Origin of the sequence: Pseudomonas sp. CCC4.1 (assembly GCF_035019225.1) — a bacterium.
Lineage (GTDB): Bacteria > Pseudomonadota > Gammaproteobacteria > Pseudomonadales > Pseudomonadaceae > Aquipseudomonas > Aquipseudomonas bubulae.
The window spans coordinates 1-17,108 of record NZ_JASJWL010000054.1 but is presented as its reverse complement, the minus strand read 5'-3'; the positions used below and the strand labels follow the sequence as shown (position 1 = coordinate 17,108).

At 57.4% G+C, this 17,108-nt stretch carries 14 protein-coding genes and 1 pseudogene; 3 read left to right on the top strand and 12 right to left on the bottom strand.

Features of this window, described 5'->3' with window-relative positions:
- Positions 1 to 7 precede the first annotated feature (7 nt).
- From QN377_RS18100 to bcsQ, 5 genes are read right to left on the bottom strand one after another with little or no spacing between them, the layout of a single operon-like run.
- Complete coding sequence (locus tag QN377_RS18100) at positions 8 to 3,928, bottom strand: cellulose biosynthesis protein BcsC (protein ID WP_095018811.1); 3,921 nt, start codon at positions 3,926 to 3,928, stop codon at positions 8 to 10.
- A complete protein-coding gene (gene bcsZ, locus QN377_RS18095; RefSeq protein ID WP_322213168.1) occupies positions 3,904 to 5,142 on the bottom strand; it encodes a cellulose synthase complex periplasmic endoglucanase BcsZ in 1,239 nt (412 codons plus the stop codon). The genes QN377_RS18100 and bcsZ overlap by 25 nt, the downstream gene beginning before the upstream one ends.
- A 6-nt stretch (positions 5,143 to 5,148) precedes the next feature.
- Positions 5,149 to 7,416, bottom strand: coding sequence for a cellulose biosynthesis cyclic di-GMP-binding regulatory protein BcsB (gene bcsB, locus QN377_RS18090; protein ID WP_322213169.1), 2,268 nt, complete (start codon positions 7,414 to 7,416; stop codon positions 5,149 to 5,151).
- Complete coding sequence (gene bcsA / locus QN377_RS18085; protein WP_095018808.1) at positions 7,416 to 9,638, bottom strand: UDP-forming cellulose synthase catalytic subunit; 2,223 nt, start codon at positions 9,636 to 9,638, stop codon at positions 7,416 to 7,418. Before bcsA ends, bcsB begins: the two co-directional genes overlap by 1 nt.
- On the bottom strand, positions 9,635 to 10,714 hold the full coding sequence (bcsQ, locus tag QN377_RS18080; RefSeq protein ID WP_095018807.1) for a cellulose biosynthesis protein BcsQ: 1,080 nt from the start codon (positions 10,712 to 10,714) through the stop codon (positions 9,635 to 9,637). The genes bcsA and bcsQ overlap by 4 nt, the downstream gene beginning before the upstream one ends.
- 549 nt (positions 10,715 to 11,263) lie before the next feature.
- Here bcsQ and QN377_RS18075 point away from each other — a divergent pair.
- Positions 11,264 to 11,470, top strand: coding sequence for a hypothetical protein (locus QN377_RS18075; RefSeq protein WP_095002319.1), 207 nt, complete (start codon positions 11,264 to 11,266; stop codon positions 11,468 to 11,470).
- Positions 11,471 to 11,542: 72 nt separating this feature from the next.
- Here the strand turns inward: QN377_RS18075 and QN377_RS18070 are convergent, their stop codons facing one another.
- From QN377_RS18070 to QN377_RS18040, 7 genes and pseudogenes are all read right to left on the bottom strand, one after another.
- The gene (locus QN377_RS18070; RefSeq protein WP_095018806.1) at positions 11,543 to 12,211 is read right to left on the bottom strand and encodes a DUF3313 domain-containing protein; all 669 of its coding nucleotides are present in this window, start codon (positions 12,209 to 12,211) and stop codon (positions 11,543 to 11,545) included.
- 205 nt (positions 12,212 to 12,416) lie between these two features.
- A complete protein-coding gene (locus QN377_RS18065) occupies positions 12,417 to 12,644 on the bottom strand; it encodes a hypothetical protein (protein ID WP_095002317.1) in 228 nt (75 codons plus the stop codon).
- Positions 12,645 to 13,074: 430 nt separating this feature from the next.
- Positions 13,075 to 13,590 carry an AAA family ATPase gene (locus QN377_RS18060; protein ID WP_095018805.1) on the bottom strand — a complete coding sequence of 172 codons (516 nt, stop codon included), beginning with the start codon at positions 13,588 to 13,590 and terminating at the stop codon, positions 13,075 to 13,077.
- Positions 13,591 to 13,874: 284 nt separating this feature from the next.
- A complete protein-coding gene (locus QN377_RS18055) occupies positions 13,875 to 14,069 on the bottom strand; it encodes a hypothetical protein (protein WP_095018804.1) in 195 nt (64 codons plus the stop codon).
- Positions 14,066 to 14,797 (bottom strand): annotated as a pseudogene (locus tag QN377_RS18050) (zeta toxin family protein). Before QN377_RS18050 ends, QN377_RS18055 begins: the two are co-directional and overlap by 4 nt.
- A 161-nt stretch (positions 14,798 to 14,958) precedes the next feature.
- A complete protein-coding gene (locus QN377_RS18045; protein ID WP_095018803.1) occupies positions 14,959 to 15,333 on the bottom strand; it encodes a tautomerase family protein in 375 nt (124 codons plus the stop codon).
- A gap of 6 nt (positions 15,334 to 15,339) precedes the next feature.
- A complete protein-coding gene (locus tag QN377_RS18040; protein WP_095018802.1) occupies positions 15,340 to 15,675 on the bottom strand; it encodes a carboxymuconolactone decarboxylase family protein in 336 nt (111 codons plus the stop codon).
- Positions 15,676 to 15,783: 108 nt separating this feature from the next.
- Here QN377_RS18040 and QN377_RS18035 point away from each other — a divergent pair, with 108 nt between their 5' ends.
- Together QN377_RS18035 and QN377_RS18030 are read left to right on the top strand one after the other, a co-directional pair.
- Positions 15,784 to 16,671: a LysR substrate-binding domain-containing protein gene (locus tag QN377_RS18035; protein ID WP_095018801.1), complete on the top strand. Its 888-nt coding sequence runs from the start codon at positions 15,784 to 15,786 to the stop codon at positions 16,669 to 16,671.
- A gap of 71 nt (positions 16,672 to 16,742) precedes the next feature.
- On the top strand, positions 16,743 to 17,045 hold the full coding sequence (locus QN377_RS18030; RefSeq protein WP_322213170.1) for a hypothetical protein: 303 nt from the start codon (positions 16,743 to 16,745) through the stop codon (positions 17,043 to 17,045).
- Positions 17,046 to 17,108 lie beyond the last annotated feature (63 nt).

The window sequence follows — 17,108 nt, the reverse complement described above, 5'->3', positions numbered from 1 at the left end:
CAGGACATCAATTGGAATAAGGCGAACTGTATGGGCTGACCGGCAGCTCCATAGGGCCATTCATATTTTCAAACATATAGCGCAGGTACATCGCCCCGGTGATTTGCTGGTAGTCCTGAGCATTATCCAGACCCAAATTGGCCCCCAGGAAAACGCTCGACCCGAACTTGTACTCACCGGCAGCGGCCAGGCTGTAACCGACGCCAGTCTTGCTCTCGCCGGAGTAGCGCTGGTCGTTGGTGGCCTGCATGTCCTTGTCACCGGGGAAGTAGTCGGCACCGGCCTGATGGGTGTACTGAACGCCCACCGAGCCCTTGACCTGGTAGCTGAAGCGATCGGTGCGCTGCGACCAGGCCACCGGCACGCCCAGGGCAAAGTAGCTTTGCGGGCTGAAGTAGCCGCCGTGGCCATAGGTAAAGAAGTTCTGGTTGTTCTCAAAACTCATGCCGGTAGCGCTCAGACCCAGTGTCAGCTTGCTGTCCTCGGTGTTTTGCAAATACCAATACACTCCACCGCCCAGTTCGGCACGGCTGTTGGATTCGACGTTATGACCCAGCAGCTTGTGCCAGGCGCCGTAGCCATAGGCGCCGACAGCCTGGTTGTCATAGCTCAGCTGACCACGGCCGCCGTTAGCCGTTACGCCACCCCACGTCTGCCCGGTGCGCTCATCGGTGGTACCGGCGAATGACGTTACGCTGTCGATCACCGGGCGGCGTGAAACATTGACGCCATAACGCACATTGGAATTGCTGGCGAGCGGGCGATCGACACTCACGCCACCGGCCACGGTGCTGTATTGAAAGCCGATCGGCGTGGTACCGAGGTCGGCCTTGATGCCTTCATCCGGGCGAGCGTAGCCAACGCTCACACCGACACCACTCTCACGCTGGGCGCCAATCCCCTCGGTTGACTCTTTGCCACTACCAAAGCGTTCGGCGGCATAAACACCCACCCTACCCGCATTCAGGGACACCGGTGTCACACGTACGGCGATACGGTTGTCACCCGCCGGAAAGTTAATTTCCAGCGGTGTTTCGATATCGGTCATTTTGCCAAGGCCAGGCTCACTGTCGTTGTTGCGAATAGTGACGCCCTGGGTCACGTAGGCACTGCGCTCCTGGAGGATACTGTCCAGCGCACGCTGGGCCGAACTGGCTTGGTCCACCGCCACATTGACCGTGCCTTGGGGTAAAAATGGATTAGCCCCGGCACCAGCATTACGTCCCACCGGCAAGGTGCCATTGCCTGTCCTGGAAGGCAGGGGTTGCCCCGGATAGACATCGCTGGCCAACAGCGCATTGTCGTCTGCCATATAAGCGCTTGAATCGAGCGTGGTTTGGGCGGGCGCGGGAATCGCATCGATGGCCCCACGCCCCATCTGATTGGCTGGGCCCGACAAGCCGGCGAACGGGTTCGGCGCAACGCCAGATACGCCGGCCTGAGCCGTAAGGTTGCGTTTTTTCTCGGTTTGCTCGATGTCCACGGCCTTGCGCAACAGGTGCGCAGCCTGAGCGCTCTTGCCCATGCTGCGGTAGATTCGTGCCGCTTCGGTCAAAGACTGCGGGTCGTAGTTTTGCAGTTTCACAAACTGCTCCAGCGCACGCTCGGCGTAGCCGTTATCTCGGGCCAGAACCGCAGCGTCCGCGGCATTGAGGAGGATTTGCGGATCGTTGGGCTGACGTTGCAGCAAAGGCTTGTACAGCTCAAACGCCTTGGCGTTATTGCCGCTGCTGACGTACATCCGCGCCAGCGCCGAAGTCGCACCGGCGTCCCCAGGCCGCGATGCCAGCGCCGGTGCCAGAGTGTCATAAGCGCCCGCCAGGTCACCGCCTTCACGCAGCAGATCGGCCTGACGAATGCGGTACTGATACAGCAGGTCGTCGAAACGTTTGCGTGTGGCAACGCTCATTCGCTGGTTTTGCAGGCCGCGCAGGATCGAGTTGACCTGGGCATCATTACCCGTCTTGAGCAGCAGATTGGCGTACTGCAACATCAAGTCGGCGGAAGGTGTCGGTGTCTGGTTGATCACATCGCGCATCATGGTCAACGCTCGCGTGGAATCTCCTGTGTCCACATAAGCCGAGGCCAGCGTTGCCATACGATCCGGACTGCGGCTCGCCATCGGTTGCAACCGGTCGAGCAATGCCAGGGCTTCCTGACGCTGGCCACGCTTGGCCATGGTGGCAGCGAGCTTGACCTGCACCGTCAGCGTGATCTGATCCGCCAAATCGTTCATATCTGCGGTGCGACGACCCACTGGAATCCGGCTTATGGCAGCCTGGGCAGCGTCCCACTGCTCCATTTCCACTGAGAGCAGAGCACTGGTATAGAGGGCGTCAACATCTGTCGGATGGGCTTTGAGGTAGCTGTCGATCAGAACGCGGGCTTTTTGCGGCTCACCGGTTTTCAGGTAAAGGCGGGCGAGATCAAAACGGGTCCAGACGTTGTCCGGGTCATCTTTGACCGCTTGCACCAAAGCTTGTTGTGCGCCCCGGGTATCGCCACGCTGCTCGGCCAATGCCGCAGCCTGCGTGGAGCGCAGCGCACGCAGTCGACCGCCACCGCCCATTTCGGCCTGCTGGGCCGGGGTCAGGGTATCTAGCAGGCGCAAGGCCTCATCGGCCTGCCCCGCTTGCGACAGAACATTGACCAGCCCTTGTACGGCCTGAGCATTGTCCTTCTGCACACTCAGCACCTGACGGTAACTGGCTTGAGCCTCATCGAGCTGACCGTTCTGAGCCTGAATATCCGCGAGGGCCAAACGTGCCTCGATGCCCCTGGGGTTCACTCGCATTGCCTGGGCAATGCTTTCCCGGGCCTTGGCGGGCTGGCTCTTGGCCTGGTTGCGCGCCTGTTGCAGCAAAGCCCAGTAGCGCACGTTATCCAGCGCCGGCTTCCAGCGCGAGCCACCGTTGCCGATAGCGCGGTTCAAAAGTTGCTCAGCTTCGCTCAGACGGTCCTGTTGCTGACGCACCACACCTAGCCCACCCAAAGCATCAGGATCATTCGCCTTGTTTTTCAAGCGTGCGGCAAAGGCTTGCTCGGCACCCGCCTGATCACCTTTATCCAACGCCTTGAGCCCACGCTCGACCAGCGGATCAGGTTGCCAGGCCGGTACACGGTCTGCAGTGCTGGCTTTCAATTTACCTTTGTTCAGCAGGTCACGAATTTCCTGATCATCTGGATGAGCCTTTAAAAAGGCTTCGAACAACGGCACCTGGGCAGCACTCGGCGGACCGGACCAGACCAGCGCCAGACGCCAGCTTTCATCAGCGTCACCGCCGATGTCGGGCCGGGTCGATAGCTTGGCCAGATTACGGATACCTTCAGGGCGACTGTCTTCGTAACGAATCAGTTGCTTGGCCAGAAACAGCGCCAGAGTCGAGTCGTTGGGCGTCTCGCGCAGCAAGCGCTCCATGCCTTTTCGCGCTTCTGGCCAACCTGCAGGATTGAACGCCAGGTTGTTGTAATACTCACGTCCCACCGTGCCTGACGGTGTGCGACCGGCAAACAGTTTGGCAAACACCTGAGTCGCCTCATCTCGCTGATCGCTATCGACCAGACGTCGGGCCTCATCCAGCAGTGCTTTGTTCTGCGTCTCAGTCAGGGCAATATCCTGTTCCAGCTGCGCCGCCAGCCACGGTCGGGGCGACAGCGCCTGCAAACGCGCCAGGTATTGCCTGGCTTGCTCGGGCTTGTTCTGTTTGAGGCTGGCAAAGCCCATACCATAAAGGGCATCCACTTGATTGGGGTCCAGACGCAAGACTTTTTCCCAGGCCTCGGCCGCCCGTTGTGCATTGGCGCGGCCTTGCCAGTACTGACCCTGTTCGACCAGCCGCGCTTGCACGTCGCTGGTATCGGCGTGGACGGCTGTGCCGATGACTGCGGTTAGAATCCCGATGGCTAGTGCGTGGCGGTGCGGACGCATGACGTCTCCCAAGACAGTTTGAGTGTTCCGTCATCACGAAACTGAAAGCGGTTTTCTGCCCAGCCGAGTGCGAACAGGCTAAGCATGACGTTGTAATACAAAGGCTCGGTACGTTCGCCATCGGCCTGCCCCAGCGCCTTCGTGAGGGCTAGCTCGGTTCGACGCTGCTGGGCTTGGGCAAGCCAGGGCTGGCCTTTGGCCTGGAAGTAAGGAATCAGCGCGGCGGAGAAGCCGAACGGCCCATGCCCCTCTAGCGTACCGCTCCTGACCTGGACCTTTTCCGGTGGAATGCCAGTGGAAGCCGTGCTGTTCGCCATGCCCTCCAGTCGCGCCAGCAACGGTGCTGCCAGCACATCGGATTTGGGCGTCATGCCTGCCCACAGGTAAACGCGAATCGCGTCGTAACTGCCCAGTTCGCCATTAACCGGATCGACCACGAACAGACCGCTGTTCGGCCCGGTGGCACGATAGCCGATCCAGTCGGCAACATAGCCCTTGGGGCTGGAAGCCTTGACCATTTTCACGGTGTTTTCGGCAATTTCTTTCCACGGCCCGGCCGGTGCCTGCATGGCCAGCCGCCGCAGCAACGGCAGCGGCAGATAGCTGGGATTCAAGCGCCACAGATGATCTGGCTGCACAAAGCCTTGAGGCCCGGGCAACACCATTTTGCCCAGACCGGGCAAGCTCACGACCAGTTGGCTCTGGATGTTTTCAAGCAGATGCAAGGCTGCCTCGCGGTAGTCCGGGCGCTGCCACAGACGTGCCGCTTCGAGCAACGAATAGGCAATCCACAAGTCCGAGTCGGACGCTGAATTGGCGTCCTGCAATTGCCACGTCCCGTCCTTGCCCTGCCCCCACAACCAGCCTGGCAAACGCGTGCTCACGTCGGCGCCAGCCATATTGGCCAGGGTCCATTGCCATAACCTGTCAAAGCGCGCCTGATCATTGCCGATCAATGCAAATAACATCCCGTAGGACTGACCTTCGGAAGAGCTTTGGTTGAGCTGTGGGCTGGACTCCAGCATACGGCCGTCAGCCTGTACAAAGCGCGAAGCGTAGGCTTGCCACAGCGGCCAGTCGGCTTTTTGGCACCTGGTGTCCTTGGCCATCGCGGGGGTCAGGGCGATACCTGCCAGAGCGCCTGCCAACCACAGCAGCGCACGATGCAGGCGCCGCGGTGAGGAATTAAAACGTTTGATCGCGAAGAACCCCATGAGCCGTCAGTTACCTAGTCGTTTGTTGGCGCGTGCGCGCAGTGCCAGATAAGCCAGACCACTGAGCAAAATCACCCCCAGACCGGTCAGCAGCAGGGACAGGACCACATGGCGCGACATCAACCATTGCAGGTACTTGATAGGCCCCAGGCTGCCAACGTAGTACTGCTCGTCCGCCACCAGAGGCTCGATGTTTTTACCGCGTACCACCACCAGACTGCCCTGGATCGAATGGGTGTAATCCTCACCTCCGATCAGTGCATTTGTGGCATCGGCCAGACCTTGCGGTTGACCACTGGCGATAACCACAACACTGCGCCCTTTTTTAAGCGGCGATTCGAAACCGGTCAGGTAAGTGCTACGCGCGCCACCGGAAAACGCCATCGCCAACCGCGTCTTGCGAATATTGGCTTCAGGATCGGGGCTAAACCAGTCACGTAGCCGCATCGGCAAGTCAGATAAATGAAAGCTCTGCTGGCCTTCGCCATCGTTAGCGGGCAGGCGATCGGCCCAATGTGTCAGCAAAGGCTGATTGGCACCGGACGCCAGCACCAGCAAGTCCTTGTCCGCAGCGCCCGCCACCTGATCCGCCTGAATCACCTGTACGCCAGTAGCCGGGTAGCCGGTGGACTGGCCAAATCGGCCGAGCAGTGTGAGGTAGGCATTCAAATCAGCAACCCCGGCATCATCCGGCAACACCACGGCGGTTTGCGACAGGTCAGCCATACGGGTAAACGGAAAGCCGGAATCCTTGAACACGCCCAGGTTGGGCATGGCGATAAAGTGGTCGTAGCCGCTCAAATCAAGGGTCGACTCGGGATCAATCGCACCGCGCATATTGTCAATGATGATGTCGTTACATTGGCCCTGCTTGATGTAATCGAACATATAGCGCAACTGCAGGCGGGACTGCAGGGCCACCGAGTTCAGGGGCAGCAACACATTGGTTTCGCGGTCAAGGCTGTCGTCTGACTTCAGTGTTCTGAGCACACTGCTGTCGAGCCTGTCCCGGGACAGCAGGTTCTGCGACTGAATCAGCGCGTCATTAAAACTGATAATGAACGACGAATTGTAGGACTTCTCTTGCGGCGTATAGCGGTATTTAAGATTCAGCGGCGCGCCTTCGTTACGCCAGGTAAACAAATCCGGCGGAAAATTCAACGGCACGGTGATTTCACCCGGGTTGTAGCCGGACACCGCCAGTTGCTTGGCCTGCATCAACTCACCAATCTTTACCGGGCGATCACTGGGCAACCAGTTCGGCGCGTCATAGGGCTTGCGGGGCTGCACCACCTGCAATCGATCGATCACCACGCTGCTGCCCGACAAGGCCTGGCTGCCCAGTACCAAAGCAGTTGCGGCACTCTTGAGTTCGGCACCGTCGCGACCGCTGACCACCAGCAGCTTGGCATTGACGTCATTCGGATTGGTCATCAAGGTCAGGGTCGGGCCCTTCGCTGGCGGTAGACTAATACTGCCAATCTGCAGCGCATCCGGACCGCTGATCAAAACCACCGCACTGCCGCTGGCGGGAATTTGGTTGTAACTCGAGGAAAACCGTGCACCCCGAAAACTGGCTTGGGCGCCAAACCACGACGACAGTGCACCGGCTGCTTCGAGCGTGGCGTTGTCAGGCGCAGAGACGAACACAAACGGCAAATCCAGGGCCCGGGTATCGCGACGATCGAAAAATGGCAACGGCAAGATGGACAGATCATTGGGTAAACCCAAGGGCGATACATCAATGCTCAAGCTGGTGGCGTTGCTGATCTTGGCCCACAGGCTGGTGTGCTGCGGATCTTCGCAACTCATGGTGTAGTGCCCGATAAACTGCAAACTCAGACGGTTGAACTCGGTAATCAGGTGCGCCGGTATGTCGACGACATGCTGTTGCAGTTGCCCGGCTTTGTCCTTGGGCAACGGCAGGCTTGCCGCCACTTCATCGTTGATGATGACGTTGATTTGCGACAGCTCTTCCAGCAATGCCGGCGAGTAGGTGTACTGCAAGTTCAACTTGGCACCCGTCACAATCGAGTCGGCCCGCACATCGAAACTGACACTGTCGCTCGATTCCACACCACGCAGGTTCATCGGATAATTGCGGCCCAACTGTTTGAGGGTCACGGTGTAATTATTGCTACCGGTTGCAGCAACGGCTGGAGCGCTCTCGGCGCAGGCAGCGCCGCTGTTCAAAGCCAGCAAGGCACACGCAATGCGTGCCAGGGCACGACGCGGATCGCGCAAATTGGCGAAGACTGAAGACGTTGAATTCATCACTTATCCTGGATGTTTTCTAGCTTTGATGGGGCGACGCGGCGACGGCGCAGCAAGCTGCGCACTTCCATGAGCGAGGCTTTGAAGAGTTCTTGGATACCGCGAAAACCAATTCGGCTGACTCCGCGCAGGGCCACCAGCGGGGTATCAACCTGCCCGCTACCCCAGGTCGATGCCCAAGTGTCGGCACGGGAAAAGGTGAGACGAACCAGATCACTTTGCTGGCGCAGAGTCAGAGCTTCAAATTGAACGCCGAGCAATTCACCGCGACTGAATACAATCACAGCCGGGAACAGGCTCAAGTGCTGGCTGCGCAATAGCGAAATCTGCACCTGCTCGCCTTGAGGTACGCTGACGCCCTGTGGCAAACGCAAGCCCATGCCTTTTTGCGAAAAGTCCTGGGTAACGCCGTCTATCACACTGCCATCGCCACGGACCAGGCGCACCGGTAATGTGGCAGCAACCCGCGGCTCGGCACGAACCTGCCGGGTTTCACTGGCCACCGCCACGGCGGCACTGGTGATGATCACGTTGTAGAGCGTCCACAACAGGTTGATCAACAGCGTGGTCGTGGCGCCCTCCTCACCCATTGCCAGCCGCGCGATCCCGTACGCCATCCCTGCCATGTTAAGGGTCAGCAGCACGATATATGGACGGGCGAGTTTCCAGTCGAAGTACTTCTCGTCAATGATCCCGCCCTTGTCGGTCACGTTGAAACCACCGAACTTGGGGTTGACCAGCGCCACCAGCACCGGGGCCATGATGTACCAGGCCAGTACTGTCTCGTAGACCTCGTTCCAGAACGAATGCCGGTATTGCCCCTGAATGCTGGAGTTGGTGAGGCTGGCATGAAAAATATGCGGCAATGCATAGGCGGCAATCATCAAGCCCGAGGCATGAAAGATTTGCGCATCAAAAAACAGAAAAGCCAGCGGCGCCGTCAAAAACACCAAGCGCGGCAAACCATAGAAGAAATGCAGCATTGCGTTGAGGTAGCACAGGCGCTGGCCCAGGTTCAGGCCCTTGCCAAACAGCGGATTGTCGGTGCGGAAAATCTGCGCCATACCCCGCGCCCAGCGAATACGCTGGCTAATGTGGCGTGAAAGGCTTTCCGTGGCCAGACCCGCTGCCTGCGGTATCGCCAGATAAGCAGTGTTGTAGCCGGCGCGGTTGAGCTTGAGCGCGGTATGGGCATCTTCGGTCACAGTTTCGACCGCCACCCCGCCGACTTCCATCAGCGGCTTGCGACGGATCACTGCGCAAGAGCCACAGAAAAACGTGGCGTTCCACAGGTCGTTGCCGTCCTGCACCAGACCATAAAACAACTCGCCTTCGTTGGGCACCGAACGGAAGGTGTCGAGATTTTTTTCGAACGGGTCGGGTGAAAAGAAAAAGTGCGGCGTTTGCAACATCGCCAGCTTGGGGTCTTTGAGGAACCAGCCAATGCTCACTTGCAAGAAAGAGCGGGTCGGCACGTGGTCGGCATCGAAAAATGCTACGAACTCGCCACTGGTGACCTGCAGTGCTTCGTTGAGGTTACCGGCCTTGGCATGACGATTGTTGTCACGGGTGATGTAGTTGACGTTGATCTGCTCGCAGAACTCGCGAAAGTCTTCGCGGCGACCGTCATCGAGCACATGCACGCGCAGCTTGTCCTGTGGCCAGTCAATTGCCTGAGCGGCAAAGATGGTCAGCTTCACGATATCGAGCGTCTCGTTGTATGACGGGATAAACACGTCAACCACTGGCCATTCGCTCGGCGGGCCCTTGAGCAATACCGGCTGGCGCCGCAGCGGCCAGGCCGTTTGCAGGTAGCCAAACACCAGCACCACCAGGGCATAGATTTCGGCCAGCACCAGGCCATAACCGAACGCCATGTCGACCCAGTCGTCGAACCCCAGGGTTTCGGTCAAGCGCCAGTATATATAGCGCAACGAGGCCGTGAGTGACAGGCCGATCATGATCAGGATGGTCAGGCGCCCGGGTATCCTGCGCAGCACCAATGCTGCAACAAAGCAGCCGATGGCAAAGATGCACTGCGCATAGAATTCGAACGGTACGGTAATGATCAGCAGGCCCAAAAGCCCGCAAAACACTGCGGTACCGGCAAGCAGCGCACGGCGTGCCGCAGCCGGCCACTGATCAAGATGATCTGACAGCGACTGGGCCCAACGCTGAAACCGGCTTTGCGCAACCTGGGGGGGGCTGTTTGACTGACTCATGAAGCTGAGTTCTCGGTTACACGGACGTTCTGCAAAGCAGCCTTAAGGTGTTCGCCAAGCAGTAAAACCCCTTCACCACCTACAGACCGGACGGGCACCGTCAACGGGTTGCGGCCGTAAGCCAAGGCCTCGCCAAAACCGTGATCCTGCTCTACTACCCCCGTCAACTGCGCACCCAGACGGCGCTTGAGCACTTCGAGCATGTCGCGGGAAAACTCGCGCCCGGGCTCAAATTGATTGACCACATAGCTGCGCGCAACGTCGGCTCCCAGTAGACGGTCCATATGCTCCAGGGCAATAAAGCTGGCCGCGTCGGCAGCAGTGACCACCAGCACCTGATCGGCCACATCCAGCGCCTGCTGCAGGTACGCCGAGCGGCCGGTGGGCGTATCGACAATCACCAGGTCATGTGTGCCAAGGTCCATGCGTTCCAGTTGCCGTGCCAGCCAGTGGCGGTCCTGGCTTATTTCGCGCTCCAGGGCACAGCGCTGGTCATCGCTCAACACGCCGTAGGGCAGCACTTGTACATCGTTGAATCCCTGCTGCAGATTGCTGCTCCAGCAGGCGCTGCCGATGCCGGTCACGCCGGATTCAACGCCGAGGTGATGGTGCAGGGCATTTTGCGGATCAAGGTCGATGGCCAGGGTCTTGCCACCCTCCAGACGCAGGCTGCTTGCCAGGCTGGCGGCCAGCGTGGTCTTGCCAACGCCGCCCTTGGCCGAGACCAGCACCACGACACGAGCCTTGCACTGCGGCGTGCGCAATTGTGCCTGCAGGGCCTCGGTTTCGGCCTGACGAGCAAGCGCTACTTCAGCGAGCAAATTACGCAGCGGGATGGCAACGTCGGCAGTGCTCATCAGCGGTGCCGGATCTTCGGCTTTCGCCAATGCCACGCAGACTGGCGCAACCGGTGGCAGAGCAGCAAGTACCGGGGCCGTGACTTCTTCAGGCTCAGAGGCTTTAACTTGAGCTGGCGGCGTATTGGGGTATTCGAACTGACTGTCGAACTCGTGATAACTGTCCGAAGTGGCGCCGAACCTGCTGAACAAGTTCGATATGTCGTCTGTACGACTCATAAGTAGGTTCCTTCCGGACTGAGTATTCACGACGCATGGCCAGCAACAGGGCGTCAAAATAAGCCATCACAATGATATCGTCAATAAATTGAACAAATTTGGATTAATATCGTAATTGCAAGCACAAATAATCAGGCTATTCGCCATTTTATTGACGAGTACGGCTATTTTTATTTGGCGCTGCTCGCGTCGCTCTCAACCAATCAACCCAATCCTTTGTAATGACGAGGCTTATACGCGAAGGCCGGAAAGACCGGAAAATGCGCAGGAAATGCACATCAATTAGACGAGTGATCCATTGGCGGACCGACAGACAGCAATTACCGCGCCATTATGAACAAAGTTGAACGTTACGCAGCGACTAACGGTGCACCGCTGGTCACCCTGATCGGTTCCTCAGATTCATGCCGGTACTTTCGGGCACAACCATGTCTACCAGGCTGTTTTCAGGCCCTTTTCGATGCGCGCCATCAATCCTACCCTAAACTTTAGTTATTACCGGTTACCGGTAGTAACAGGTTTCAAACCCGCAACGATAAGGAGAGCATCATGTCTGAGCACTTCAAAAACCTCCGGGGCGATACCCCCTTTGGTGCTGCCAGCCCGGAAGGCAAACGTGAACTGGCCGTCGCGGCTGCTTTGACCTTGATCCAGTCCAAGGTGCTGAATTCAGCCAGCTCCGGTCAGTTACAGACAGAGATGAATAACCTGAGCAAGTACGCCGATCAGATTCAGGCGGCACTTGAAGTCGTGTGAAGGAGCCAGACAAATCGCAGACAAAAAAAAGCCCGCCTTTCGGCGAGCCCCGGACCAACCCTTGACCGGCTCTCAATGGCGGCTGGACAAGTATTCGCGGCGCATATCAAGCGCCCAGCCATCGAGCACCAGCTTGAAATCATCCAGCGTCATGACCTGAGAATCATTTTCCAGCGCCAGCCCTGTCCCCTTGCGCACCACTTGCGCGACCACCTGCTGGTCAGCGGCATCGATCACGGCGATCTCGGTGCTGATTTCACTGTCCTGATCACGCATCCCGACCGCCGTGCTGACCCCAGCGGCGAGCAGGGTCACGGGCAAATACTCATAAAACCGCAGGCCCTGGGTACTAGCCGAGAGCGAGACTATGGCCGGCCTGACAATCAGCGTGCCAGGGCCCGGGGCCGCGACAACCGTCATGACCTTGCCCAGTTCGCGCTTGAGCGCAGCATCGTAATAACCGGTTACGGCCGACAGCGTGGACTGTGGCCCCCGCCCGGTCGGTAGCACCCACGGGTAAAACTGGCTTGGCTCGATATAGACGCCGGTGTAATGGCTGATATCCAGATCAGGGCTTACCCAGGACAGTACGGCCTGCCCGGAAGGCAAATGCTTTTGCGCCAACTGGCTGTAATCGGACAGATAGCCCGAAAACTCTTCGGGCGGGATGGTCTTGCTGGCACAGGCCGCAAGCAAAATGGACAAGGCAGCCAGCAGCGGCAGCGAAAGACTGGTTCGCATGGAGCAGGAATTCCCGGGACGATGTTTTACAGGAGGGTTCTCATCAGCCCCGGGTGCCAGAACGAGCGCGGCGGGACTAATTGCGCACAGCTTGCCTGAACGCAATTGCTGGCAGATGTCCGGTTTGTTTCCGCGAAGCAGGGATATTGCAGAGGTGAAACAAATGGCGGGAATTGATTGAGCCAGCAGTTAAAGCACCAGAGGATCAGTCGTCCCTGTCATCACGATCGCGATTGCGGTCATAACGGCGATCATTGTCGCGACGATCGTAGCCGCGGTCATAACCCCGATCATCATGCCCGCGATCGTATCCACGGCCCGAGTCGTAACCTCGATCGTGACCATGCCGCCCCCCGTCGTACCAGACAGGCGCGCAGCCGCCCAGCAGAAAAGCGCCTGAGACGGCCAGGATCAATAGGGTTGTGCGCTTCATTTGAGCGTCCTGAAAGAAAAGGTCATAAATATGACAATTAAAACGACCAATGATTCCTCGACACCCGCGGCTGCTCCCGCCCTCGCAAAGACTGCGTACTGGGGCACACGCCCTACCTGACCCAACCACTTTCGCCTGCCTGGTGTTGGTTAATTGGGGAGCAGAATGACAACCGACGGTGAATAAATCTGCAAAAAGCAGTGCAAGTTGACCTGATCAAGCTTCAATTACAGGTATAGAACCGCACCGAACAACCAGCGCCAACGACAGCCTGTCGCTAACTGCCCGATCCCTCACGGGAGGTCGCATCGGAGTGTGATCCGGGGCTGCCGGCCAGCGCACAAGCGCAGCTGACAAGCATCAGGCAGATCGCACTCCGATGCGGACAGATAACCGGCTCCAGGAGAACCGGGGGGCGCATTGAACGCCTTCAGAGCAGACGCGCCCTGGATAAAAGCGTTTCAGTGATCAGCGCCACAGCCTGCGCCTTTGAAGTCAAGGCCGTGTCGATGCTGAATGGAGCAGTGCCCCACGCCTCATATTCATGATCGAGAACAGACTGCCAGGTTGGGGGCGTCAGCCCGGGAATATCGACCTCCCTGGTTTCCACCCGACGCTGGTGCTCGCGCCTGTCAGAACAGATCACCTGAATGTTGACCAAGGGCACATCAGCGCGCTGAGCAATATCACTCCATGCCTGTCGGCTTTCAACGACCGGGTTTACACAGTCGACTATAACCGTGTGGCCAAAACGAAGATTGCTCAGAGCAAGCTCATTGGCGACCATGTAACCGCTCTTGCCCACCTCTTTTGCAAGAACGCCGGCGTTTCGAATCGCCTGTTCGATGGTATCGACCCTTAGGTAGACGGCACCCGTTCTGCCGGCAAGCTCGCTTGCGATAGTCGTTTTTCCGGTGCCTGGAAGGCCGCTGAAGACAATAAGCATTTTATGTCCTTGAATGGGTCTGGTGACTGCCCGTTATACGCAGAATCCGGGCCACTTCAGCATCTACTACCACTCAATCGATAGCGTTGCCTCTACCCGAAGCGTGACCTCTGGGTGGTGCAGATCCGGAGTACTGGTGGGAGCGTCATAAATAGCTGACTCGTAGACACACAGAAGAAAGCTGAGCGCTTTGTGGGTGCGATGGTTTCTCTCGGAGGCAACTTGGCAGACTGCCAAATGAAAAAACCCAGCACGAGGGCTGGGTTTAGGACGTCCGGAGAAGGCTATTTGCGTTTCGTGATCAGAAATTCGCCAGACTTAACTGAGCGAATGACATCCTTCTGCTCGTTGATGGCGACATTGGCTGCCATGAGATAGACCGCTCGCCTTTCCTCCACGGAGCCGTGGCGGAAAAACTCAGACATCTTCGAAGAGGCATTCACCTTCGTCGAAGCGACTGCTGCATTTTCGCCTTTCATTGGGGTACTCCGTTCAAAATTCTTTCAAGCTCGAGGTGATCATAGGGCTGGTTGACGAACCCGTCAATTTCACCAGCTGAAAGGTCGATCCCAATGTCTTCATTTCCACCATCGATATCCTTGATGATTACATCTACCTGCAAAGCAGCGTCAAATTCACGCTTAAGCGCGCAAACAGATGCCTTTGCAGCATAGAACTGCCTGACAAACTCTAAACAGGGAATGTTCCTTCCATCTTTTTTCTCCCTTGCAAGCACAAACTCCCATGCAAGTTCTGGCCTCTGGTACACGTAGATAATTTAGGCCGACCTGTTTTCTTTATCAAGAGCGCGGGAGATATTCCGCCTTGCTACATCGAGATTCGCAAGTGTCCCATCCAGCAAAAACGACTGACGCTGCTGGTAAACCAAGTCCAAGGTGCGCTCAACAAAAATGGTCACCCCTCGCTGGAAAAGACTGGAGTTAAGCCCCGTGTATTCAGGGAAGTAGCACCGAAAATCATCCGGATCGATTCGTAACGCACACGATCCTCCGGCCTGCATCATTTGAATAAACGCCCTGGACACTTCAGTTTTCCCTGCTCCTGGCGACCCCGCCATAAACACCGAGACGGGGTACTCATCGCACGGATATCGATCCAAGGATGCCAATTCCCGGGCAACGCTAGTTCGATTTAGCTTTGCAAACGCTACGGCGCGCTCAGAAACGGCCTGCTCTTCCCCGGGCATGGTCTCATCCTTAACGAGAACCAAGACTCTACCACCTAATGCTTGGGTCAAGTCATGATAAACCATGCCCCGCGTGATCAAGGGCTGCGTGGCGTTTCACCATTATCTCAGAATTAAACGATGCACAGCATGGTGGTGCAAATCCCCGCAAGGTCCACGAGCTAGTTACCCCGACCGCCAGCAAACGACCAATCCTCACTGTCTGTGGTGGTAATTACCACCATGACATCTTCCTCGCTGAGCCCAGTAGCCTCGTTAAGTTTCTCGACCAGAGTGCGGTAGAAATGCTGTTTCGTTTCGACGCTTCGTGAACGGCCAGCGGTGATAGCAATCAACACAAAATCATGACTGCGCGGCCCGCCCAGGTACTCGGGATTGAAAATCAGCTCACCGACATCATGCTGATGGATGACCTGGAAGCGATCTGCGCCAGGCACCTCAAAACTCTCGACCAGAGCGTCATGCACCCCTTGGGATAGCGCCTGCAGATACGCAGCGGACTTTCCGCGATGCAGTGAAATACGTGCAAATGGCATAAATAGTTACCCTTGGCTGGGAGCACGACTGGCTTGCACATCGCTGAGCTGCTTCAGTCCAGAAGCAGCCGTCGGCCAGCCTGAATAGAACGCCAGATGGGTCATGACTTCCTCCAATTCATCATCACTCAAACCGTTGTCCAGCGCTCGACTCAAATGGAACGGCAGTTGCTCCAGCCGGTACAGCGCCACCAGGGCAGCCACCGTCACCAGGCTGCGCTCACGGGGTGTCAATTGCGTTCGCTTCCACATATCACCAAACAGGGTTTGATCAGTTAAATCGGCAAACTTTTGCGGGAATCTGCCCACGTGCTCTCGCCCGCTATCCTTTAATGTATTCACGACCTTAATCCCCGAATTACCTTGTCAATCGGACAAAACTATCAAGTCGCGGTAATTGCGAATATCAGATTTAATAGGATCAACTGTTCCAAATTTGTGGATTATCCGATGCGCCGTCCAACTTTCGATCTCGATGTATTGCGCACCTTCGTTACCGGCGTTGAGTTCAACAGCTTTGCCAAGGCTGCGGATTGCCTCGGTCGATCTACGTCCGCAGTGAGCGCTCAATTGAAGAAACTTGAAGAGCAGATGGGCACCCCGGTGTTGGCCAGATCAGGACGTGGCCTGGTCTTGACACCTGTGGGAGAAATCCTGCTCAGCCACGCTCGCCGGCTACTGGAGCTCAACGACGGGATCTTCTTGAGCCTGCATGAAAGCCAGACGACCGGAACCGTTCGCTTCGGAGTTCAAGAAGATTTTGGGGAGCATTTCCTCAGCGACATCCTGCGACGCTTCGTTCAAGCCTACCCAATGGTGAATCTTGAAGTCAGGATTGCGCGAAACGCTGAATTACTTTCAATGGTAGAAAGCGCCGACCTGGACTTGGCCCTAACATGGGACACGGAGCGCAATTCGCCGCTTGCGACGAGACTGGGTGAAACGCCGATGCACTGGATCGGGGCTCGTAACACACGACTGCCAACCATGATGGATGACTCACCGCTGCCATTGATCCTGTTTGATGCGCCGTGCGTGTTGCGCAGTGCCGCCACCCAGGCACTGGATGCCGCGAATATCCCCTGGCGAATCGCCCTGACCAGCCCCAGCGTTGCCGGTATATGGGCCGCCGTTGCTGCTGGATTAGGCTTGACGCTTAGAACCCGCATCGGGCTACCGGGCCATCTCGACATCGTTTCAGGCTTGCCCCCTGTACCACACCTTGGTTACATGATTCATAGCTGTACTGAGGCTCCCACACCCGCCACGCGTGAACTCGCAGCATTGATCAAAGCGAGCCTACAAGAGCCGGCATTCAATTTTGCAATTTCGAAATAAATTCTTAGCTTGAATCAAGCAGCCCAGACGTCGAACTAGCGGCTTATCGCGCAGCAAATGGAGTTGCCCCTATGAAAAAACACACCTTGTATGCGCTGTTGGTACTGCTCGCGGGATGCAGTACAGGGCCCTATCTGCATCCAGAATCAGCCGTGGGCCAAAACGCCCTCCTCGAGCGTACCTGCCCCGGGCCAAAGGCGGCGATGAGCTATACGCCTCTTTCTGAAGAACTCGACTGGGTTCATGTGCTGGTTTATGCAGCACCGCCGGGTACATCCAGCTGGCCAAGCAACAAGCGCTCAACTGACACGGAACTGCGCCTCTTCGGTCGCCTGTACAAACCGCCTTACCTGCTCAACCTGAATCGCCCCTAGTTTCGTAGACACCTCCAAGCCTTAAAATGAGGCCCATTAGGAGGTGCCATGAGCAACCAGCGT